A 21082-nucleotide genomic window follows, 5' to 3' on the forward strand; every position below is an offset into this window, starting at 1 on the left:
TACAAAAACAAAACTACTTAACGATTTTCTTTACCAACACACCGTGCTGATGGGTGTTATTAAATTTTCTCAATTTTTTTGGCCACCGAGTAGGACTGGCTTGAGACTTTGTATAAATAATTGCCTGATGGCAACTTAGAAATATCAAATCTCTTGAGGGTGGTTAAACCTTTTTTCACGGTCTCGGTATACAACAACTCTCCTTTTTCATCAACAATAGAAATTTTCAACCTGCCCTCCGTAGGCTTTTGGAGTTGGATAAAAACCATATCATTCGTATGGGAAAAAATTTCTGCTTTGATTTCACTTTCTGCTGGTTTTGCATCGTCTACAAAAGTGAATGCTGATGTGCTCAAGGCAATGATAGCGATTACTAATACTTTTAAAGAGTTCATCCTTATATGGTTTTTGTGACTAATTATTTATGTAGCAAGATTAGCCTGTGGTACTGATTTGGGAAAGCTCAAATCGGTGAGTTTCACTAAAACATGGGTGAAATTTAGTTTCTATTTGCTCAACTAAAAGCTGTTTTTAAACCTAAATTCCCCTTCCTGTGAAAGCCGATAACGGAATCTGCGAAATGGCAGAAAATCAGCACTGTAATTGAGAATCACTAGTTTTGAAAAATGCTGAGTTGACCCTGGCGAATAATTCTGTAGCGGCAGGACTTGTCGCAATCACCTCACTCGAATAATGTGAAGTTATCAGGCGGAAAAATCTGAGAATTAGCCAATCAAAGGCATGATTCTAAAAATAAATCAATTGTTTCTTCTTATTTTCCAATCAAATGTTTCGAGATTCATTTATTGAATTTATCTTCGCAGACTGAATTACTGTCAATCCATCCCACTTGAAAATGAAAAGGTTCGTTTCCCATTATTCCTTTTTACTCTTCTTGCTCATTTCTGGAATCTGCCATGCGCAGTCCCAAGAGGATCAAGATCTTGCCACCGATCACAAAGCCTTTAAAAAAGGAGCCAGACTATTTAAGAATGGCAACTTTGTAAATGCAGAAGAGCAGTTTCAGCAATTGCTGGATTCGGGCTATCGAGACAATGAGCTGATCACCTATCAGGCACAGGTCCATTTGGAGCTCCATGAGCCTCATGCGGCCAAGGATGTAATTCTATTGTCTGAAAAAAGAGATCAAGACCTGGATTACCTGCTTGCCATTTCATATTACTATTTAGAAGACTTTGACAAGGCCAAAGAAGAGCTCGCGCTTGTTACCGATACCGCCTCCTTTCATGTGGATGACATGTACAAACGGATCAAATATGCCGTAGAACACTACCATGATGCACAGGGATATGTAATACAGAATTTTGGGCCAGAGGTAAACACAAGCTACCGTGAATATGCACCGGTCATGTATGACGGATTCAAAGAATTGCTATTTACCACACGAAATGATTCTAGTGAGTTTACCGCTCACGATGGACTGGCATTCGAAGCGATACACGATACTTCTATTGATAGTCTGAACCAATGGCATGTGGCTGATCCCTTTGAATTTCATACTACACATGAAAAGAGACATGACGCTACGGTTCAAGTTTATAGAAATCACACCAAACTGATCACCTTTCACAATGGCCGCCTGTTCAAGTCTCATCTGGTGGACAACGCCTGGGAAGAAGATGGGCCGCTCAAACTGCACGAGGTGGAGGCGACAGATACACACTGCCATATTGCAGATGATGAGTCTAGCATCATCTTCGCTTCTGATTTCAAGTCATTTGGACATGATCTTGATCTTTTTGTATCATACAAAAAGGAGGATAATACATGGGGCGAGCCCCAGCCGCTTACAGAACTAAACACGGATTTTGATGAGGATTCGCCGTTTCTAGCTGGAGACAGTACATTATATTTCAGTTCGAGAGGGCATAATTCGCTTGGTGGCTATGATGTTTTTAAATCAACCTATGATAAAAAGAAAAAGAGATGGGGGAAGCCTGTCAATCTTGATTACCCAATAAATACGGTTTCTGAGGATATTTATTTCTCCACTTACGGTAAAGTAGGGTTTATCAGTTCGACCAGAACAGGAGGATATGGGTCATTGGATTTATATAGGATTCTACTATTCAATGAGATTATGATCCGTGGGACTGTGATAGAGGAGCAGACCAAAGATCCAGTACCAAATGCTCAAATCGAAATAGCTTACGATTCTCTATACTTCAGGACCTATACCGACAAGGAGGGAAACTATGAAATGTTTGTCCCAGTGAATAAGGATATGAAAATAACTGTCCTGGACGGTACAAAACAAATCTCTCAGGGAGAGTACTTTCTGGACGTATTTTTTAGAGAATCGGACGATCTTACATTTGATTTCGAAATTCCAAATGCAGGTGCAGTTCCTGGTGGCAGTACCGTTCCTGTCACGGCTACAGGATCCCAGCTGATTCATGTAGAAATGAAAAACGACTTTGAGGACAAACCTTATATTAAGTCAATTGCAAAAGATGAGATCTCAAGCTGGTCTGACAGTCTTAAAAATTATTATGAGCAGGTGCGGATTGCCAACGCACCTCCCGGACCTGGTATGGTGACCGTATATCTGGAGTTTAACAGTGCTGAGCTAAGTGCATCAGTAAAAAATGTATTGGACGAACTGTATAAAGATTTACTAAAAGACGGTGAATATCAGGTCGAGATCAGTGGTCATACAGACCCAAAAGGAAGTCAAAGCTACAATCAGCGACTTTCTTTACGACGGTCTAATGTAGTCGCAGACTATCTTTTTACCCATGGACTGGGAAAAGAAAGAGCCACGGTCGTAGGATATGGGGAGACCAAGCTGATCGACACTACCGATTCTGCAGAGGCTGATGCCAAAAATAGAAGAGTAGAAATACGCTACTTCTAAACAAAAAAGAGACTCCAACGGATACGCTGGAACCTCTGTTGATTTAAATATTTTGATCGGAACCTGTTTTCCAGGTATTTACTCCTTCTCGATTCTTTTCTTCAGACTGTATCTATCGGTTGAAACTTCATAGATATACGAACCGGAAGGTAGATTAGAGATGTCGAATCTTTTCAGTATCCTGATGTCATCTTTCATCGACTCTGAATGTAGTACATGGCCATTCAAATCTGAGATCTGAATATATACCTTGCCCTTACCAGCTTTTTCCAGCTGTACATAGATCATATCACCTTTCATAGGATAGATCTGCGCCACGATTTCGGTTGACTTTACGTCATTTGCTCTGTCCACATTGGCCAAAGCTACATTTGCAATTGTCGTGAATGCCACGACCAAGAATAAATTTAAACTAGCTTTCATAGAAGTATCGTTTATTGTGAACAATTAATTACAGGACAAGATTAACGGGGTTTTGCAGGTGTGGAAAGCAAAAACCGGTGAGCTTTACTAATAATCGGGTGAATTGTAATGCGCCTCTGTTGAATTGTAATGCGTTTTTTGGCACAATTTCAAAGCATGGGATAAAGTAATACTCAAAACTGCAAAAGGGCAGATTCATTCCCCATTTATTCCAGTTCATACTATTCTGTGAGCTTTCTATGCCAAAATTTTCTTTCTTTACAACGATGAAGTTCAGTCTAAAAATCATTCTGTACATAGGAATTTCCGGGATTCTGCCTACGGTCTTCTTCACTATCCTGAAGCTGATCAACCATGAATTTGAGGGCAGCTTCCTGTATATCTGCGGCAATTTCTTCTTCAATGCAGGATTGAGTTATTTGATGACAGTATTGGTAGCCATACCCGTCATGTATACTTTGATTAAAATAGACCAGCATTTCCCATGGCACCGCAATGCCATCATAAGATTTGCACTTGATTTCTTCATCACTCCGCTCGTAGCGATGATAGCCATCACCCCACTGGCCTATTTGACTTTTGTGAGCGGACTGGATTTTAAAAACAACTATTTGAGAGAGCACATGATCAATCAGGTGCTGACGGCGCTAATTATGGATCTTATTCTCGTCGGTGCGTACGAGGGGTATTATTTTTTCAATCTATGGAAGGCTTCTCTGATCAAAAATGAGCAGCTCGAAAAAGAAAACATTACATCGCGCTACGAAGCTCTCAAAAATCAGATCAACCCTCATTTTCTTTTCAATAGCTTGAACACGGTGTCTTCCCTGATCCATGAAGACCCACATAAAGCCGAAGAATTCATCGACGAATTCTCAAAAATTTATCGTTTCCTGCTTGAGAATCAGGATAAGAACCTGCATTCGCTCGAAGACGAGTTGAAGTTTGTAAAGTCCTATTTATCTCTGCAGCAGATACGGTTTGGTGACAGTCTAAGCTCGAGCATAGATGTCGAGGCTGACAAGCTGCCGTTTATGATTCCTATGTTGTCACTCCAACTGCTCGTAGAAAATGCCATCAAGCATAATCAAATCACAAAAGAGCATCCTTTGGAGGTGGCTATCGACATAGAAGATGATTTTTTGGTGGTGAAAAATACTTTAAGATTACGAGCCAAAAGCCTGGACTCCACCGGTATCGGGATCAACAATCTCAATGCACGATATGAAATGTTGGCTAACCTGGCACCCGTATTTATAAAAACAGATAAGGAGTACGTGGCCAAATTGCCACTAATCAAAGAAATGATCGATGACTAGAGTGGTAATTGTCGAGGACGAGAATCTGGCCGCACAAAAGTTGATTCGCCAGCTAGGCGAGGTGGACCCGGCAATGGAAATCGTGTCGGTGTTGGATACTGTCTCCGGTGCAGTGGATTTTCTCAATACTAATGAAGTAGATCTGATATTTTTGGATATCCATCTGGGAGATGATCTTAGCTTCAATATCTTCAAAGAGACAAAAGTCAAAACCCCAATCATTTTTACCACGGCCTATGATCAATATGCCATTCAGGCCTTCAAACTGAATAGCGTCGATTATTTACTAAAACCCATCAATAAATCAGAGTTGAAAGAAGCGCTTGACAAGTTTCAAGAAAACAGACAAGTGAGCTCGGTCGATTACCGACTACTTGTCGAAAGTCTTCAATCTACCATGGAACCCACCAGCCAGAAGCGATTTATGGTATATAAAGGAGACAAGGTAAAAACCATAAACACGGCAGAAGTCGCCTATTTTTTTGCTGAAGGCAAATATGTATATCTGGTGAATATGGATGGAGTAGAATATCTGATAGACTATACTCTCGACAAACTTCAATCTAAGCTAGAGCCAGAACAGTTTTTTAGAATCAACCGACAGTTTATCATTCAGATATGCGCCATCAAAGAAATGATCGCTTATAGCAAAGGCAGATTGAAAATAGAGCTCGATCCTACTCCTAGAAAAGAAACCATCGTGAGCACAGACCGCTCATCGGACTTCAAAAATTGGCTTAACAAATAATTTTTATCCGGTCATTTGCCGGTTCACTCCTGAAATTGACGGCTTCATTTACTTCTGGTTTGTCGATACCAGATTATTTATTCTCTTGAGAAGGCAAACCAATATCGAAATGAAGAAGAATCAAAAACCTCAAGCCAACATCAGTACACAGGTAGAATCGACTAAGGGCAACACTAAGCCATCTAGCTATGATGTCATGAAGGAAGACGCAGAAAAAATGGCATTAGTCATGCAACTTGTCTGCTGGTAAGAACAGCCTGTGGATATCAATACGATCGATAGGGAGTATTGCCTGGCAAATCGCTTTTGGTCTCCTGATCATGGTTGTATTTCATCGCGCCGATGTAAAGGCTCATCAAAAAGGTAAGAATAATAATAGAAGCAATCATAGCTGAATTGATTAGTTTATAAGCAAGATTATCCCCTTTGAGTTTTCAACGTTTGCCATTTTTATTTAAAATCCTGCCATTTATATCCAATGCTTCCTACAGTTCATTATTCATTAGAAGCGAATATCATGACGCAATTCGCTCAGCCTTTTTTTACCCCTATTTTCAGTCATAAGCTAATATCCGTGCGGCTATCCCTGAGTTTTGGGCTTTAGTCAAGAGAAATATTCACTGTTTGTGAATTCTTTTAGCTTCAAAATGGAGGCCTGTTGCACCTTTTCCAATTTCTTGGAGCATCCACACATAGCGTTGATTACCAGTGACATACGAATCATAGGTAGCATAATTGTAATATAATACATAAACTATATTTATGTATTATATTATTATATTAAATATTTATTTATGAATAATTGAGCTTTACTTTGTTGAAATAAAAATCAGAAAAGACATGGTTCAATCAGTTTTCACAAGTGCATTTCTACTCCCGATCATCACCTTATTTTTCATCGGGATATTGGCTAGTTTCAAATCACGTTTATCATTAATCATGCGACTGACCAAAATTGCTCCGTCGATTGGATTATTCAGTGCGGTCATAGGTGCCTTTTGGGTATTCGACCAAGGTATGGTAGAGAGCAGTGGTATCAGTCAGTATGGATTGGGGCTCTCTTTGAGATTTGATCAACTTAGTCTGATCATGTACGGTATGGTTTCCATCATCGCACTGGTCATCTTGCGGTTTAGTCACAACTATCTTGATGGAGACGCTCAACACATAAAATTCTTGGGGAGATTGTCGCTTACCGTAGCGTTGGTACAGTTGCTTGTGCTCTCAGGCAATGTTTTTCTGCTCTGGGTATCGTGGGTGGCCACCAGTATGGCGCTCCATCGACTACTCACCTTCTATCCTGAGCGCAAGAAGGCTAAGCTAGCCGCTATCAAAAAATTTATCGTAGCCCGAATAGGAGATACAGCGTTTCTCATTGCCATATGTCTGGTCTATAGTGTTTTCCACACCGGGCATCTGGAGTCCATTTTTGTCGAGCTCAAAAATCTGAACACTCAGGATATTCCTGTCCAACTGGAGCTGGCGGCCTTCTTATTGGTCATAACGGCCGGATTAAAATCAGCACAGATTCCATTTCATAGTTGGCTACTCGATGTCATGGAGGCACCTACACCTGTATCTGCGTTATTGCACGCTGGCCTCATCAATGCAGGCCCGTTTCTAATGATCCGGTTTGCCTACCTGCTGGATGTGGTGAGTATAGCGCCCATCATGCTATTCGCCATAGGAGCAGCGACTGCCTTTTATGGTGCCTTGGTATTCACTACTCAGCCCACGATCAAGACGGCGCTGGCTTACTCAAGTGTTGCACATATGGGATTTACCCTCATGGTCTGTGGTCTCGGTGTATACAGTGCCTCCCTACTGCATCTCGTCGCTCATTCATTTTATAAAGCACATGCATTTCTATCCTCGGGTAGTATAGTAGATCAGGTGCAAACCAAGCAGGCATCCAACTTCAAAAGAAAAGGAAGCATCTGGAGAATCATACTAGGATTTGGGATTGCCATATCTTTGTACATCACTATCGCTCAATTTTGGAAGATCAACGCCAACACTGAGTATCAGGTGCTCATCATAGGTGGAATCATTTTTACCGGGATCATAAGCTTGTTGATCAATGCCATCGATTCGTCGAATTACAAATTTTCTACGCTGATCATCCTGGTCAGCACTGTCGGCGTGCTGATGTCATTTTTCTGCCTGGAACAATTCATGCACAGCTACCTCGGCAATCAAATACCGGAGTTGTCCGTACCGACGCCATTCATGATGTATCTCTCCGGAGCCACGCTCTTGCTGTTTTTCTTCACCGTGCTGATTCAGACGCTCTCACCGGTGCTACAAAAAGGAAATGCCTTCAAGAATTTTGGTGTACACGCACGGAATGGGTTTTATGCTCATCTGATCATAGATCGGACGATAAAATCACTCCTGAGTAAGAATTATAAAATCTAATTAGTATAAAATCAATACGGAATAATCAGATCAAAATGAAGAATCAAAATCTAACACAAACGATTACCGAAGCCTGCAAGAAAATAGCTCCTGCCTGGCCGTTGAAAAATTTTGTAGCTGTGAATCCTTACCTCGGACTTACCAATATGCCATTTGGTAGAGCGGCTAAGATACTTTCCGAAAGATCGAGTATTAGCATGACTATGCCTATCCCATTTTATCTCGATCAGCTGGATAGAGGACAGATCATACACGCAGACATAAGCGCTGCGCTAAACAAAAATCACAACTATTACCTGAGCCCTGAAGAATTTGTAAAGGAGACCAGATTTCTTGCTGATAGCAATAGCGACGGCGAAGGTTTTAGAGTACTTACCCTATTGGATATAGCGGAGGAGATCTCATACAAGCAATGGAGTGATTTTATGGTAGATAAAATATCGTCCTGGGCCTCTTCGTATTTCGATGAATATCAAGCCGCATGGAACACGACAGAAACAAAGGAAAATCTATATCAATCATGGAAGGCTGATGCAGCCGTAGACCTTTCGCCAGGACTGATGGGGTTGAAAAATTTCCGATCTACAGTAGCTCAAATGCCAGAGGATGCAGCCGAAGCCACCGCCCTGATTCTTCAAAAACTTGAAGTCCCTGCCGATCTTCATGAAGTCTACCTGCACAGCCTACTGCTAAAACTGAACGGGTGGTCGTCCTATATCTCTGGCAAAGATTGGAACAATACACTCTACGGCGGTGAGGCCAACAACTTACAGTCTTTCCTGAGTATCCTTCTGACCTGGGAGTATTGCTTATACGAGCAATACCAATCCGAAAACATTCAACCGATTTGGGACAAGCACAAAAGAAAAATACAGTCACACGAGTCCATGGGCTATACTAACGAGTACCTCGAGACCAAATTGATTCTTCAGGATGCGTTTGACTTTGCCAGCCAACGTCAGCTAAAAGCCCAGTTTGATCATCATTTTGTACCACAGGAGAAGGACAAAAGACCTAAAGCTCAGGCGGTATTCTGTATCGACGTTCGGTCAGAAGTGTACAGAAGAAGCCTCGAGACGGTCGACACAGAGATAGAGACACTGGGATTCGCCGGCTTCTTTGGGTTTCCTGTAAACTATGTGCCCTTAGCTCATAGCCATGGAAAAAATCAGTGCCCTGTGCTGATCCCTTCGGGACCTTTAGTCAAAGAGACCTTAGGGGAAAGCAGTCAGGTAGAAGCTGCTAGAAAAAGCCGGGTAGTAAAGCATCAGGTAGAGAAAACATGGAAAAAATTTAAGTCCGGAGCAATTTCCTCCTTCGGGTATGTGAGTCCTGTCGGACTGACTTATTTCCCAAAACTGATCAGCGACTCTTTCGGGTGGACACGACCGACCTCTGATCCCAAGGAAGACGGACTGGGCAAATGGCTAAAGAAAGGAAGAGAGCTGGACCTCTCTCATATTGGCTTGGAGGATAAAATCTCGATGGCCGCCTCCGCGCTTACAGCCATGGGACTCAAAGATCATATGGCGCCATTGATCCTCATAACCGGTCACGGGTCTACGTCTGTCAACAATCCACATGCCACCGGGCTAGACTGCGGTGCCTGTGGAGGACATTCGGGTGAAATCAATGCGATGACTGCCGAGCGTATTCTCAACGATCCCCAAGTGCGCCAGGGACTACTGGAGCAAGGGATAGAAATCCCGGACGACACCCATTTCATCGCCTGCTTACACGACACCACCACAGATCAGCTGCACATCATTGGCGCTTCAAACGTGCCAGCAGCACATAAGGAGGCGCTTAGCGGTATTGAAGAATCACTGAGTCAGGCTAGCGAACTGGCGCGACAAGAACGAGCGCGTAGGCTCAATATCAATGACACCGACATCAAGGCTTCGATTCTCAAAAGAAGTAGAGACTGGTCGCAGGTGCGTCCTGAGTGGGGACTAGCCGGATGTAGTTCTTTTGTGATAGCACCGAGAAAGCGCACCGTGGGGATGGATCTCGGAGGCAAAGCATTTTTGCACTCCTACCGCTGGCAGTCCGACGAGGGCTTCAAAATTTTGGAGAGCATCATGTCTGCTCCCATGGTAGTCACCAGCTGGATCAATCTGCAATATTACGCCAGCACTACCGACAACGTTCACTTTGGGGCGGGCAACAAAACCCTGCACAATGTAACGGGGGGTATCGGTGTACTGGAAGGCTCCGGAGGTGACCTAAGAATCGGCTTGCCGCTACAGTCACTGCATGATGGTAAAAACTATCAGCATCTGCCGCAGCGCCTTAATGTGATCATCGAAGCACCGATAGAAGCGATCAATAGCATATTGGCTAAAAATCCGGGGATAAAGGATCTATGTGATAATTCATGGATCAACCTGCTGCACTTGACAGAGGACGGTAAAATTGGCAAACGATATTCTCGAAACCTCAATTGGGAGACATTGAGTCTAGCTGAGGTGGAACCTGAAGAAGAATTAATTCTGGTATAATACCGACAAGAATGAAATCTAAAACAGCACCTATTACCTAAATCAATCCGCCAAGGGGACTTGGCGATCATCGAAACCCCGAGACCTATGATCAATGTATTAATCTATATGAATGACAAGGAGCAGGCGGAAGAACTCGCCAGAGAGCTAGTCAATGAAAAACTCGGGGCCAGTGCCTCAGTGAATGTCGACAACAACTACTTTGAGCTCATCGATGAGAAGGTTCGGAAGATAGAGCACGTCGTCATCACCTTGCAAACCAAGGCTTTGCTGTTTAGCGTATTGACCGAATTTGTGGAAAAAAGACTCCAATTGGAGGTGCCCATTTATGCGCTACCGCTGATTTCTGCAAATCAGTTTTTTGATCAATTTATTAGAAACAACACTAGAAAAGTTTAATATCATGTATAAAGCAATATTCTTTTTAATCGCAACTGTAGGGTTATTTGTACTAGCGAAATCGTCAAATGACACTATTAATTATTATCTGTTTGTCTCCATGACAATCATCTCAGTGGCCATTTTTCACAATGCCTTGTCTGTAAACAAAAACACTCAGGCAAAGCGTTGACAGTGGGTAAGAGCTATCGTTTCTTGTGCATTTTCTGTGCAGCTAGATGAATGACGATTCGGCTGGATATTGGGTTTGATGAAGGTGGTTTGTTAAAAGACGGTTGGATCAAATGATCCTTTGAAGTTCTGTATTACCTGCTTAATATTTTATTATCTTGTAGAATAATAAATACTATGGCTAATAATAGATTATCACTAATGTTGAAAACAAGCATACATCCAGAGGAAATACCAGAAGATGAATTCTTAAAACCAATGAATCTTTCCGCTTATAAATTAGCAAAGGAAATCGGTGTTCAGCAAACACGAATTAGCCAGATAATTAAAGAAAAAAGATCGATTACTGCTGATACTGCGATTCGTTTTTCTAATTTTTTTGGAACAAATGAAGAATTTTGGATGAATCTTCAAAGAGAATATGATCTTAGAAACGCCCACGCTGAAAAAGAAATTAGCAGAATTGAAAAATACGAATTCGTTTAGATTCACATAGCGAATAAGTAATCATGTTTTTCTTTTATGTCTAGATTGATGTACCGAGTATATGTGATAGAATTATCCAAACGGGTGTTTACTGAAAACTCAAAATTCCGTGCAGCCAATCCACAATTCAATGGCGTGCTAGAATGCTTGTATGTCGGCATGACCAGTAAGACTCCAAAAGAAAGATTTGAGCAGCATAAGAAAGGTGCCCGAAGTAAGAAAGGCCATAAGTTATCATCTAGCATAGTTCAGAAATACGGGACTTACCTGCGCCCCAATCTATATAATCACATAGAGCCTATGAGTACTAGAGCAGAGGCATTGAAGATGGAAGAAAAATTATCCTTAGAACTGAGAAGGCAGCGTTACGCCGTTTGGTTTAATTGACTAGAGCATCTCGCAAAACGCATGATAGCATACGACAAATATTATGAAGTTGAAAGCCTCTTTGGTAGCCCCTATCCGGAGTTGATAAGCTATATGGCCAATCAAGTGAAAGGCACGGTGCTGGACTTAGGTTGTGGACAGGGAAGAGATGCGATCGCATTGGCTCGGTTAGGGTTTGATGTAGTAGGAGTCGACCACTCCAAGATTGGAATAAATCAGATGATGAGGATTGCTAGTAAAGAAAACCTGAGTTTGAAAGGCCAGGTAGCAGATATATTCGGGTTCAACGATTTTACGACTTTCGATTTTGTACTCCTAGACAGTATGTTCCATTTTGCCAAGAAGGATGTAGCGAAAGAAACCAAGCTGATTAAAAATATAATCGGCGGGATGAAGGCTAATGCTCAGTTGGTCGTCTGTATTCAGGATAGTGGGAAAAAAGTCAAAACCTTGCTACAAATTATTGAAGAAACGCATGCCAGGTCTATTTTTGAGAATCAATTTGTTTACGAGTTTGAAGACAAAGAATCAGGGCATAAGTCAAAGACGAATTACCAATTGATCGTGCTTGCCAAGCGTAAATAGTCACAAAAATTGGAAGAATGAAATGAATGAATCACAAGACCTTGTAAAGTCAGACAATTATCCTGCGAGTACTGATACTGGATTAAACGCCTTTGAAGTCGTTGGAGTAGTATTCTTATTGGTTTTTATTTTTTATGGGAGAAGCAAATTATATAAGTATTTAAAAGAGAGATTTAAGAAACGGTTTAATTGATTCTCACAAAACGAATGTTGGATGAAGTATTTGGAACAATTTGAAAGAAAGCCAGAAAATTTATTTGGAAAATTATTCTGGAATATGCTCTTCTGCTTAGCCCCAATAGTACTGTTTGTCAGTTTGTTCGTATTAGCCGGAGTGGTTCCTATGAACTTCAATGATGAACTATATTATGGGCCAGTTGGTTTCGTGCTGGTAATATTGCTTGCTCCTTTTATTTCGCTGGGTTGGGCAATTGTAATTTGGTTGTATTACTCTGTGGGAAATTATTTTCTTAGATTATTTAATAAATTATTGTAAATGCCCTAACAAAACTAACATCTCAGGAAATGCCAATATTGCCGGAAAATCGAAAATGCCCTAAATGTCGAAACGAATTGAGTTTGTTCAACTCAACCAATATAATTGCAAGATTGCCAGGTTCAAGTCCGCTCCTTGGCCTTGATGACATTCCCATAGGAGCAGGTCAAATCCAGAAATTTAGATGCAACACAAAGGGTTGTAGCAACAAAGGGAAAGTTTATGACCATGTCGAGAATATTGGTTTTTGAAGGTGTAATCCCTGACAATTCGAAAGAAGGTTAGAATGCAGTCTATTAATTAAGTCTTAGAATAATAAACTAAGCGGACCCTCCACACTCACAGATGTATGTATTACTTTTTAGATGAAGGCTTACAGTACAGATCTTTTGATTACGATTTTGTGAATCCGTCATTCAAAGGATAAAAATGCGTTTGATGACCTTATAGTCTAGTTGTTTAATATCTATCACAGTCATACAATGTTTACGCCAATGAGAAACGGTACCTCCTTTTTTGGTGAAAATGGCTAGCTCTCCTGCGCCTTCTTGTTGCCCATGTGCAGAACTCTTTCTATATTCGGATAGCTATTGGAACAAGTACTCGATAGTCCCGTCGGTAGATTGAGAAAAGTTAAAATAGAAATATAAAATGTGCATAAACGCTATTGAGTTTATGCAATTGATGGAGGTAAATAAGGATGAGCGAATACGTACTAGATAGGAAATACTTGATAACTGAGGGAGATGTAGAGCAAAAAGTAATAATGCCCTTACTAATGAATTCAGCACCTGAAGGTCTTGGTTATGATAGTACTCACATTCAGAACAAATTAAGTCTTAATAAGCTCGCGATAAAAAAGAGAGCGAATTCAAAACTGTATTATCCAGACTTCTTAATTCTAATGGAAGGTTTGCCATTTATAGTGATAGAAGCTAAGAAACCGGGTGAAGACTTAGCCGAGGCATTTAGAGAAGCTAGGTTATATGCACTAGAGGCAAACGCTCTCTATAAAAGTGACATTAACCCCTGCAAATTGATATTAGCAACGGATGGACTAAAAATTTATGCTGGAACTTGGGATAATACTGAACCGATATTTAATATTGAAGTATCTGATTGGTTGTCAACAAATTCAGACTTCTCTGCATTTTCAGAAACATTTGGTTTGCGAAAAATAAAAAAGGATTCTTCCCTTCTAAGGAAAGAATTGAGAACGGATGTTTCCTATAAAAAACCAGTTCTTCTTCTTGGCGGTAAACATATTCAAAATCAGCATATCAAGAACTCTTTCGGTGAAACTATTTCAATCCAATATAGACATCTTTTCAATCCGACTGTTGAAGCTGAGCGTACGGATGTTGTGGTTAATGCGTATGTTCAAGTTCAAAAGCATCAGTCACATGTAAGCCCTATTGATAGATTAATTCGAAAAAAAATAAGACCATCAGTTCAAGGCACAACTGAAATTTCGAACAATATTGAGCCAGAAGAAATTGTAAACAAACTGAGGGAGGCTAGGAATTATAATAATCAAGTATTACTTCTGGTTGGGAGTGTTGGGTCTGGTAAATCTACCTTCACAACATATTTAAAAGAAGTTGCCTTAGATAAGGATATTAGTTCTCAATTAAACTGGGTAAGATTGGATTTGAATGATGCACCAGTTAATTCCGCTGAAATCTATAGATGGCTCAAAAAACAGATTTGTGAAGGTCTTGAAACTAATGATTCAAATTCAGACTCACGCTCCTTAGAATCGATTAAATCAATATATTCAAAAGAAATTGATGAGTTCAATAAGGTTGCATTGGCACTTTTTTCTGAAGAATCAGATTCTTACAAGGAAAAGTTATTTTCTAAAATTGAGGAACTCAAAGCCGACCAAGATGTTACATTAGAGGCTTATATCAGGCATTTTGTGCATTATCAAAATAAAGAATTAATAATAGTTTTAGATAACTGCGATAAACGAAATTTAGAGGAGCAACTTTTAATGTTTGAAGTGGCCAATTGGCTGAAAGAAAACACAAAATCAATTGTATTCTTGCCTCTAAGAGAGACTACATTTGATCATCATCGTCATCAAAAGCCACTAGACACTGTTGTTAAAGATTTGATTTTTCGAATTAACCCTCCTTCATTGGAAAAAGTTATTTATAACAGGGTAAAATATGCAAAACGACTTTCAGAAAAATCTAAAAATAATTTTTACTTCCTTCCCAATGGCATTAAGGTAAGTTATCCATCGAAAGATGAATTATCCTACTTGAAGAGTATTTTAAAATCACTATTTCAAAACACTTTCTTTAAAAAGCTATTAACAGGCATCGCAGGAAGAGATATTCGAAAAGGAATTGAAGTTTTTTTAGATTTTTGCAAAAGTGGTCATATAAGTGAAAGGGAAATTTTTCAAATGAAGCAATCAGCCGGAAAATTTGCGCTTCCAAATCACATAATTAGTAGGGTTTTTATTCGTGGTAATAGGTTGTACTATTCAGATTCTGAAACCAAAGTGCGAAACCTCTTCTACTCAGAACCAAGTGACCAACTCCCTGATCCTTTTGCAAGGACTGCAATACTTAAGTGGTTAAAAGAAAATAACCGTAAGAGAGGACCAAGTGGTATTATCGGGTTTCATCAGGCTTCTCAAGTAATCAAAGAATTAAATATCTTAGGGCATTCAATTGAGAGACTTCAAAATGAACTATTAAATTTAATAAAAAGCGCTTTAGTTATTTCAGAGTCTCAGGATAGTACAAAATTAGATAATGACGAATTGATCTCAATAAATGCTCCTGGGCTTGTTCATTTAGACTTATTAACCAATATTGATTATTTATCATCTTGTGCCGAAGATGTATGGTATCGGGATGCAAACCTTGCTGAAACAATAACACAAAGGATCTCTGGCAAAGCAAACTTTTCACACTTTTCATTGCAAACTTCAATGAGCAATAGTGAAGACCTAATAAACTACTTGGAAGATTATTGCAATAATTTTTATTCAGCTCAGAAAGACATTCTGTCCTCAGGATATTATTCGCCCCCACTTGAATTTGACAAAATGAAAAGAGTCATTTCTAATTTTAAAAGTTCATTAGGCATATCTGACCACAGAGAATTTGAACCAGAAACAGTAGTCACTGCTAAAATTGTAAATGTGTTTGATTACGGACTAATCTGTGAACTTGACGGAACTTCACAAGTTGGATTATTACATGTGAGTGAAATGAACGAAGAAGATGCCAGCTATGACGTTGGTGACGAATTGTCTCTTGTAGTATGTCAATATAAATCTGAACATCATAAATACGAACTGAGAATGAATCGACCTGAGGGAAAATAAAATAGCCATTTCCAAAAAGTGCTAAAATGATAAGTGAGCAGAATATATTGACCGAGAATAAACATCTTAATCCAGTATAACACTGCGTCTCGCACCAGTTTTAGCTGGACGTTTAAGTAATTTTTTTTATAACTAAAACAACAGATAATCTAGTGGTTAGGTAGGAAGTCTGAACAAATAAAAAAATACAAACACCTAACTAACAGATTTACAGCAAATTAAATGGTTGGATAAGTGCACACGGAAGAGTCGGCCTGACATCTCGATGAACCCTCAACACTTACAGATGCTTGATAACAAAAAAGACCACCATTTCTAGCAGTCTTTTTGTGCACACGGAAGGATTCGAACCCTCAACCCTCGGAGCCGAAATCCGATATTCTATCCAGTTGAACTACGTGTGCATTTTTTAAATCCTTGACTTCAAAGAGAAATTCTCGTCCAGCGCCAGATTTCAAATATTTTTCTCGGAGGACAGCTTCCTTTCGAGAATCTAAAGTTTCAAAATAAATCAAATCCAATGGAATATAACCCTTAGTGGATCGACTTTTACCATTATTATGCTCTTTGATCCGCCCCTTTAGATTCATGGTTTGACCAACATAGAACCAACTTTTAAAGCTACATCTTAAAACATAAACGTAATACAAATTAATATACCATTTGAATATTCAAAGCCGAAATCCGATATTCCCTGTCTGCCGACAGGCAGGTATCCAGTTGAACTACGTGTGCGTTATTTTAATCTTTCTTCTGCACGAATTGTCTTTTAACGTAAATTCTTAAACCTAGGTGCCAAAATCGATAATCTTTCGAGCGACATACCATTGGACTGCGAATTAACAGTTGAACTACGTGTGCAGTAATTCAAGATTTCAAATCGGATAGCCAATTTGAAATCCCAAATCAAAAATATTTAAATCAATTCTTTCACTTTATTAGCGGCATCTTTCAATACAATCGCTGAATAAACCTTCAAGCCTGATTCTTCGATGATTTTAGCGCCTTCTTCAGCGTTGGTACCCTGTAGTCTCACAATAATTGGGATATTGATCTCACCAATATTTTTGTAAGCCTCTACCACTCCGCTAGCTACTCTGTCACATCTTACAATACCACCGAAGATGTTGATCAGGATTGCTTTTACGTTAGGGTCTTGCATGATGATTCTGAAACCAGCCTCTACAGTTTGAGCGTTGGCAGATCCTCCTACATCGAGGAAGTTAGCAGGCTCACCACCAGACAACTTGATGATGTCCATCGTCGCCATAGCGAGTCCGGCACCATTCACCATACAGCCTACGTTACCTTCAAGCTTCACATAGTTCAAGCCTGATTTAGCCGCCTCTACTTCTGCTGGATCTTCTTCTGAATAGTCTCTCAGCTCGGCTATGTCCTTGTGTCTGTACAAAGCGTTGTCGTCGATGTCTACTTTTGCATCTACTGCCAATATCTTGTTGTCTGACGTCTTCAACACAGGGTTGATTTCAAACATAGCAGAATCTGTAGCCACATATGCTTTGTACAAAGAGAAGATAAACTTCACCATACCCTTGAAGGCTTCGCCTTCCAGGCCTAAAGCAAATGCTACTTTTCTAGCTTGGAATGCTTGCAATCCTACAGAAGGATCGATCCATTCCTTGATTATTTTTTCGGGAGTCTCATCCGCTACCGTTTCGATGTCCATACCGCCTTCGGTAGAAGCCATGATCACGTTACATCCTTTGGCTCTGTCGAGCAATATTCCGAGATAGTATTCACTAGGCTCAGATTCGCCTGGGTAGTATACATCCTGAGCGACCAATACTTTGTTGACCACCTTGCCCTCTGGTCCGGTCTGATGAGTCACCAAAGTGCCTTTCAAAATATCACCTGCTTTTTGAGGAACCTCATCCAGGTTTTTGGCCAATACTACACCATTGGATCCGGTTTCGTTTACCTTTCCCTTGCCTCTTCCACCAGCGTGGATCTGTGCTTTGATCACATACCATTCTGTACCAGTGTCGGCATTTAGTTTTTTAGCGGCTGCTTGCGCTTCTTCAGGAGTTTCTGCAACAATACCTTCCTGTATTGTCACTCCATAACCTTTGAGTATTTCCTTTGCTTGATATTCGTGAATGTTCATATCCTTGTTTTTTGTGTCCCTCCTTAGGGATTCCTTCGGCGCGAAGCTACAGCAATACCACATCATTTTCAAGTAGAATCTAATGTCTCATCCATGAAGCATCATATTTATTAACATAAAATAATTAATTTGGTAGATACACACATTTCAACTGCCCAATCATTGAATCAAGATTCTCTCTCATATCGGATTTTCAACGCTGCCATACTTTACTTTTTAGTCGTGCTATCTGTCTTCTCAGTCTATCGTCTCTATACTGGGGAGTACCTTATCGTCGGTCTTTACCTGATCGGAATCGCGATATGCCTCTGGATCTATAGGTATAGCAAAAAAGGGAAAAATCTCAATCGAGTCGTTCTGCCCTCAATCTTCTTTTCGATATTATTTGGTGTCTTTTTCTGGTTTAAAGTAGGCGGAGTACATGGTGGAGGACTGGTGTTTTTCACGTTCATCCTGATCTCCATTATAGTGACGCCACGAAAGCATAGTCGTATAATGGTGGCTCTCCTGTTTGCCTGTCAGGCCCTGCTTGTGCTTGCCGATTTTTACCTGCAGGATTTGCCCATCTGGGGAGACAATCCCAACGCCCGTACGATTTATCTCATGGCCGTATTTATCAATATGTCGATCGTATGGATGCTGAAATCGAACTATGACAAGAAAGAAGAAAAGATGGCGGAGTTCAGCCTGGGACTACGGGAGCTGCATAGACTAAACCTGAGCCACAGCGCAGATAAGGAAGACGTGCTAGCCGATTATTTACAATCAGGTGTCAATCTGTTCAATATGGACGTAGGGTTAATCTTCGAAACCAAAGACAATGTGCAGGTGGTGAGAAAATCCAATATGCCCGAAGCTACCTCTAACGATATTCTACAGGCCAACCTTAATATCATTCAGGAAATAGAGCAGCAAGTTTGTACCTTTTATCGAGCCAGCGCCTCCAGCAATCTGGATAAACGGGTGGCGAAAGGACAAAATCACAGATACTTCATTGGCACACCACTGGTCGCTAACAATAAGAGCTATGGGGTATTATTCTTTTGTGCGCACGACTCACTACGCAAAAGATTCGAAGATTATGATGTAGAACTCATGGAGCTAATGGCGCTAAATATTAGCCAGCATTTTAGCATGCAAGAATGGGAAGAAGCTCAGGCCAAAACCGATCAGGCATTGCTCCTGAGTGATCGCAGATTCAAGAGCATCTACGACTACGCCAATGTGGGCATCTGCGTCTGTGATATGGAAGGTAAGATTGTGATGGCTAATCGAGCCCTACAAAAGTTGCTCGGATTTACAGAGGACGAATTGCGCATGCACACCTTCTATTCACTCTCGGACTCAGGGGATTTGGATCAGCTAAGCGAGGATCTCAAACTGTACGAGCAAATCATTCTCGGAGAGATAGACCATTACATTTTAGAGAAAAGAAAAACTACCAAAGAAGGGAACCCTATCTATATAAGTAAGACGGTATCTACCATTCGCGATGAAAATAATGAAGTAAAATTTACCGTCATGATTGCGGATGACATAACGGCTCGTAAGGCCAATGAGGAAAAAATCAATGGTCTAAATCAAGAGTTGGAAATCCAGGTTGACAAAATGGAAGTAGCTAACAAGGAGCTGGAATCTTTCAGTTACTCTGTATCCCATGATCTGAGAGCACCTTTGAGAGCAATAGATGGGTTCTCAAAAATCATTCTTGAAGATCACAAGGATGAATTTACAGATGAGAGTAAAAGGCTGCTCAACGTCATCATCAGTAATAGTGGCAAGATGGCTGCGTTGATCGATGATCTGCTCACCTTCTCCAGGATCACACGCAAGGTGGCAGAGTTTAAGCCCATAGACTTCAATCTATTGATTTCAAATATCATAGAGGAGCAGGCGCTGGATGAGAAAATATTCGAAATAGACCAGCTCCCTGAAGCCAAAGGAGAAAAGATCCTAATGAAGCAAGCCTTAGCCAATCTCATCGGCAATGCCATTAAGTTTAGTAGCAAGAAAGAGCAGCCCAAAGTTCAAATCGGATATGCAGATAAAGAGGAGCACTATGAGTTCTTCGTCGCCGACAATGGCGTGGGGTTCAATATGGCCTATTATGATAAGATTTTTGGAGTGTTTCAGCGACTGCATACAGAGTCAGAGTTTAGCGGTACCGGGGTAGGACTCGCCATAGTTCAGAAGGTGATTCTCAAGCACAATGGCAAGATCTGGGCAGAAAGTCACGAAGGAATAGGCACCACGTTCTATTTCACAATACCCAAATAAACGTCAAACATTGTAGTTTTATGCCTAGTTGATTATCTTCAATGTTCTTTCATATGACTACGCCCATGCCCGATGATTTGAGTGCTGACATTGTTTTAGTTGAGGACAATCCCAATGACGCAGAGATTACCATACGCTCTTTGAATAAGCACCATTTAGCCAACAAACTAGTGTGGTTAAAAGATGGCGTAGAGGCCCTGGATTATCTTCTGGCCAAAGGCCAATATGCCGACCGCAATATCAAAGACATGCCCAAAGTGATTTTTCTGGATCTAAAACTACCAAAAATAGATGGAACGGAAGTGCTGAAAGAGATCAGAGCCAGTGATACTATTAACAAAATACCTGTGGTGGTATTGACCTCCTCAAAAGAGGAACAGGATGTAGTCAAGACCTACAATCTCGGTGTGAACAGTTATATCGTAAAACCTGTAGAATTCGAAAATTTTGCCAAAGCCATAGCCGAAGTAGGCTTTTATTGGTTGGTGACAAATACCACACCTTCTATTTAAATATAAAC

The 21082-nt window shown here is 40.5% G+C and carries 18 protein-coding genes, 1 tRNA gene and 1 pseudogene; 14 read left to right on the forward strand and 6 right to left on the reverse strand.

The features are described 5' to 3' along the window. Positions 1-59 precede the first annotated feature (59 nt). Positions 60-395: a T9SS type A sorting domain-containing protein gene (locus tag ABJF11_RS04945; RefSeq protein ID WP_348118493.1), complete on the reverse strand. Its 336-nt coding sequence runs from the start codon at positions 393-395 to the stop codon at positions 60-62. Between the two features lie 461 nt (positions 396-856). Between ABJF11_RS04945 and ABJF11_RS04950 the strand changes: the two genes are divergently transcribed. Beyond that, positions 857-2878 (forward strand): OmpA family protein, encoded by a 2022-nt coding sequence (locus ABJF11_RS04950; protein WP_348118494.1) that lies wholly within the window; start codon positions 857-859, stop codon positions 2876-2878. A gap of 78 nt (positions 2879-2956) precedes the next feature. Here the strand turns inward: ABJF11_RS04950 and ABJF11_RS04955 are convergent, their stop codons facing one another. Then, positions 2957-3301, reverse strand: a complete 345-nt coding sequence (locus tag ABJF11_RS04955) for a T9SS type A sorting domain-containing protein (RefSeq protein ID WP_348118495.1) — start codon at positions 3299-3301, stop codon at positions 2957-2959. Between the two features lie 266 nt (positions 3302-3567). Here ABJF11_RS04955 and ABJF11_RS04960 point away from each other — a divergent pair, with 266 nt between their 5' ends. The 3 genes from ABJF11_RS04960 (at position 3568) to ABJF11_RS04970 (ending at position 5618) form a co-directional block, all read left to right on the forward strand. Continuing rightward, entirely contained in the window at positions 3568-4620 is a 1053-nt protein-coding gene (locus ABJF11_RS04960) for a histidine kinase (protein ID WP_348118496.1), read from the forward strand. Continuing rightward, positions 4613-5368: a LytTR family DNA-binding domain-containing protein gene (locus tag ABJF11_RS04965; protein WP_348118497.1), complete on the forward strand. Its 756-nt coding sequence runs from the start codon at positions 4613-4615 to the stop codon at positions 5366-5368. The genes ABJF11_RS04960 and ABJF11_RS04965 overlap by 8 nt, the downstream gene beginning before the upstream one ends. Before the next feature lie 109 nt (positions 5369-5477). After that, complete coding sequence (locus ABJF11_RS04970) at positions 5478-5618, forward strand: hypothetical protein (RefSeq protein ID WP_348118498.1); 141 nt, start codon at positions 5478-5480, stop codon at positions 5616-5618. Between the two features lie 16 nt (positions 5619-5634). Here ABJF11_RS04970 and ABJF11_RS04975 read toward each other — a convergent pair whose 3' ends face one another. Next, the gene (locus tag ABJF11_RS04975) at positions 5635-5757 is read right to left on the reverse strand and encodes a hypothetical protein (RefSeq protein WP_348118499.1); all 123 of its coding nucleotides are present in this window, start codon (positions 5755-5757) and stop codon (positions 5635-5637) included. A gap of 451 nt (positions 5758-6208) precedes the next feature. Here ABJF11_RS04975 and ABJF11_RS04980 point away from each other — a divergent pair, with 451 nt between their 5' ends. The 8 genes from ABJF11_RS04980 to ABJF11_RS05015 all read left to right on the forward strand — a co-directional run bounded on the left by ABJF11_RS04980 (position 6209) and on the right by ABJF11_RS05015 (position 16160). After that, positions 6209-7786 carry a proton-conducting transporter membrane subunit gene (locus tag ABJF11_RS04980; protein ID WP_348118501.1) on the forward strand — a complete coding sequence of 526 codons (1578 nt, stop codon included), beginning with the start codon at positions 6209-6211 and terminating at the stop codon, positions 7784-7786. Between the two features lie 35 nt (positions 7787-7821). After that, positions 7822-10287, forward strand: coding sequence for a DUF2309 domain-containing protein (locus tag ABJF11_RS04985; protein ID WP_348118502.1), 2466 nt, complete (start codon positions 7822-7824; stop codon positions 10285-10287). 87 nt (positions 10288-10374) lie between these two features. Further along, a complete protein-coding gene (gene cutA, locus ABJF11_RS04990) occupies positions 10375-10686 on the forward strand; it encodes a divalent cation tolerance protein CutA (RefSeq protein ID WP_348118504.1) in 312 nt (103 codons plus the stop codon). A gap of 348 nt (positions 10687-11034) precedes the next feature. Then, positions 11035-11343 (forward strand): HigA family addiction module antitoxin, encoded by a 309-nt coding sequence (locus ABJF11_RS04995; protein ID WP_348118505.1) that lies wholly within the window; start codon positions 11035-11037, stop codon positions 11341-11343. 48 nt (positions 11344-11391) lie between these two features. After that, positions 11392-11730, forward strand: a complete 339-nt coding sequence (locus ABJF11_RS05000) for a GIY-YIG nuclease family protein (protein ID WP_348118507.1) — start codon at positions 11392-11394, stop codon at positions 11728-11730. A gap of 21 nt (positions 11731-11751) precedes the next feature. After that, positions 11752-12315 carry a methyltransferase domain-containing protein gene (locus ABJF11_RS05005; protein ID WP_348118508.1) on the forward strand — a complete coding sequence of 188 codons (564 nt, stop codon included), beginning with the start codon at positions 11752-11754 and terminating at the stop codon, positions 12313-12315. 214 nt (positions 12316-12529) lie between these two features. Next, entirely contained in the window at positions 12530-12811 is a 282-nt protein-coding gene (locus ABJF11_RS05010; RefSeq protein WP_348118509.1) for a hypothetical protein, read from the forward strand. Positions 12812-13511: 700 nt separating this feature from the next. After that, a complete protein-coding gene (locus tag ABJF11_RS05015) occupies positions 13512-16160 on the forward strand; it encodes a type I restriction endonuclease (RefSeq protein WP_348118511.1) in 2649 nt (882 codons plus the stop codon). A gap of 330 nt (positions 16161-16490) precedes the next feature. Here the strand turns inward: ABJF11_RS05015 and ABJF11_RS05020 are convergent. The 3 genes and pseudogenes from ABJF11_RS05020 to sucC form a co-directional block, all read right to left on the reverse strand. Then, positions 16491-16564, reverse strand: a tRNA-Arg gene (locus ABJF11_RS05020). 57 nt (positions 16565-16621) lie between these two features. Further along, positions 16622-16810 (reverse strand): annotated as a pseudogene (locus tag ABJF11_RS05025) (GIY-YIG nuclease family protein); the annotation flags it as partial. Positions 16811-17076: 266 nt separating this feature from the next. Further along, entirely contained in the window at positions 17077-18285 is a 1209-nt protein-coding gene (sucC, locus tag ABJF11_RS05030) for an ADP-forming succinate--CoA ligase subunit beta (RefSeq protein ID WP_348118512.1), read from the reverse strand. Between the two features lie 162 nt (positions 18286-18447). On the opposite strand from sucC, the gene ABJF11_RS05035 reads away from it, so the two are divergent. Continuing rightward, entirely contained in the window at positions 18448-20562 is a 2115-nt protein-coding gene (locus tag ABJF11_RS05035; protein ID WP_348118514.1) for an ATP-binding protein, read from the forward strand. A gap of 53 nt (positions 20563-20615) precedes the next feature. Next, positions 20616-21074 carry a response regulator gene (locus tag ABJF11_RS05040; protein WP_348118515.1) on the forward strand — a complete coding sequence of 153 codons (459 nt, stop codon included), beginning with the start codon at positions 20616-20618 and terminating at the stop codon, positions 21072-21074. The last annotated feature ends 8 nt before the right edge of the window (positions 21075-21082 follow it).

The sequence above is a fragment of the Reichenbachiella sp. genome, from assembly GCF_039941815.1.
Taxonomy (GTDB): domain Bacteria; phylum Bacteroidota; class Bacteroidia; order Cytophagales; family Cyclobacteriaceae; genus Reichenbachiella.

Excerpts from the sequence above, each read along its gene's own strand:
- ABJF11_RS05005 (WP_348118508.1), top strand. The coding sequence starts at position 11,752 with ATGATAGCATACGACAAATATTATGAAGTTGAAAGCCTCTTTGGTAGC.
- ABJF11_RS04975 (WP_348118499.1), bottom strand. The coding sequence starts at position 5,757 with ATGATTGCTTCTATTATTATTCTTACCTTTTTGATGAGCCTTTACATC.
- ABJF11_RS04950 (WP_348118494.1), top strand. The coding sequence starts at position 857 with ATGAAAAGGTTCGTTTCCCATTATTCCTTTTTACTCTTCTTGCTCATT.
- ABJF11_RS05010 (WP_348118509.1), top strand. The coding sequence starts at position 12,530 with ATGAAGTATTTGGAACAATTTGAAAGAAAGCCAGAAAATTTATTTGGA.
- ABJF11_RS04995 (WP_348118505.1), top strand. The coding sequence starts at position 11,035 with ATGGCTAATAATAGATTATCACTAATGTTGAAAACAAGCATACATCCA.
- ABJF11_RS04980 (WP_348118501.1), top strand. The coding sequence starts at position 6,209 with ATGGTTCAATCAGTTTTCACAAGTGCATTTCTACTCCCGATCATCACC.
- ABJF11_RS04985 (WP_348118502.1), top strand. The coding sequence starts at position 7,822 with ATGAAGAATCAAAATCTAACACAAACGATTACCGAAGCCTGCAAGAAA.
- ABJF11_RS04960 (WP_348118496.1), top strand. The coding sequence starts at position 3,568 with ATGAAGTTCAGTCTAAAAATCATTCTGTACATAGGAATTTCCGGGATT.
- cutA (WP_348118504.1), top strand. The coding sequence starts at position 10,375 with ATGATCAATGTATTAATCTATATGAATGACAAGGAGCAGGCGGAAGAA.
- ABJF11_RS04965 (WP_348118497.1), top strand. The coding sequence starts at position 4,613 with ATGACTAGAGTGGTAATTGTCGAGGACGAGAATCTGGCCGCACAAAAG.
- ABJF11_RS04970 (WP_348118498.1), top strand. The coding sequence starts at position 5,478 with ATGAAGAAGAATCAAAAACCTCAAGCCAACATCAGTACACAGGTAGAA.
- ABJF11_RS04955 (WP_348118495.1), bottom strand. The coding sequence starts at position 3,301 with ATGAAAGCTAGTTTAAATTTATTCTTGGTCGTGGCATTCACGACAATT.
- ABJF11_RS05015 (WP_348118511.1), top strand. The coding sequence starts at position 13,512 with ATGAGCGAATACGTACTAGATAGGAAATACTTGATAACTGAGGGAGAT.
- ABJF11_RS04945 (WP_348118493.1), bottom strand. The coding sequence starts at position 395 with ATGAACTCTTTAAAAGTATTAGTAATCGCTATCATTGCCTTGAGCACA.
- sucC (WP_348118512.1), bottom strand. The coding sequence starts at position 18,285 with ATGAACATTCACGAATATCAAGCAAAGGAAATACTCAAAGGTTATGGA.
- ABJF11_RS05000 (WP_348118507.1), top strand. The coding sequence starts at position 11,392 with ATGTACCGAGTATATGTGATAGAATTATCCAAACGGGTGTTTACTGAA.
- ABJF11_RS05040 (WP_348118515.1), top strand. The coding sequence starts at position 20,616 with ATGACTACGCCCATGCCCGATGATTTGAGTGCTGACATTGTTTTAGTT.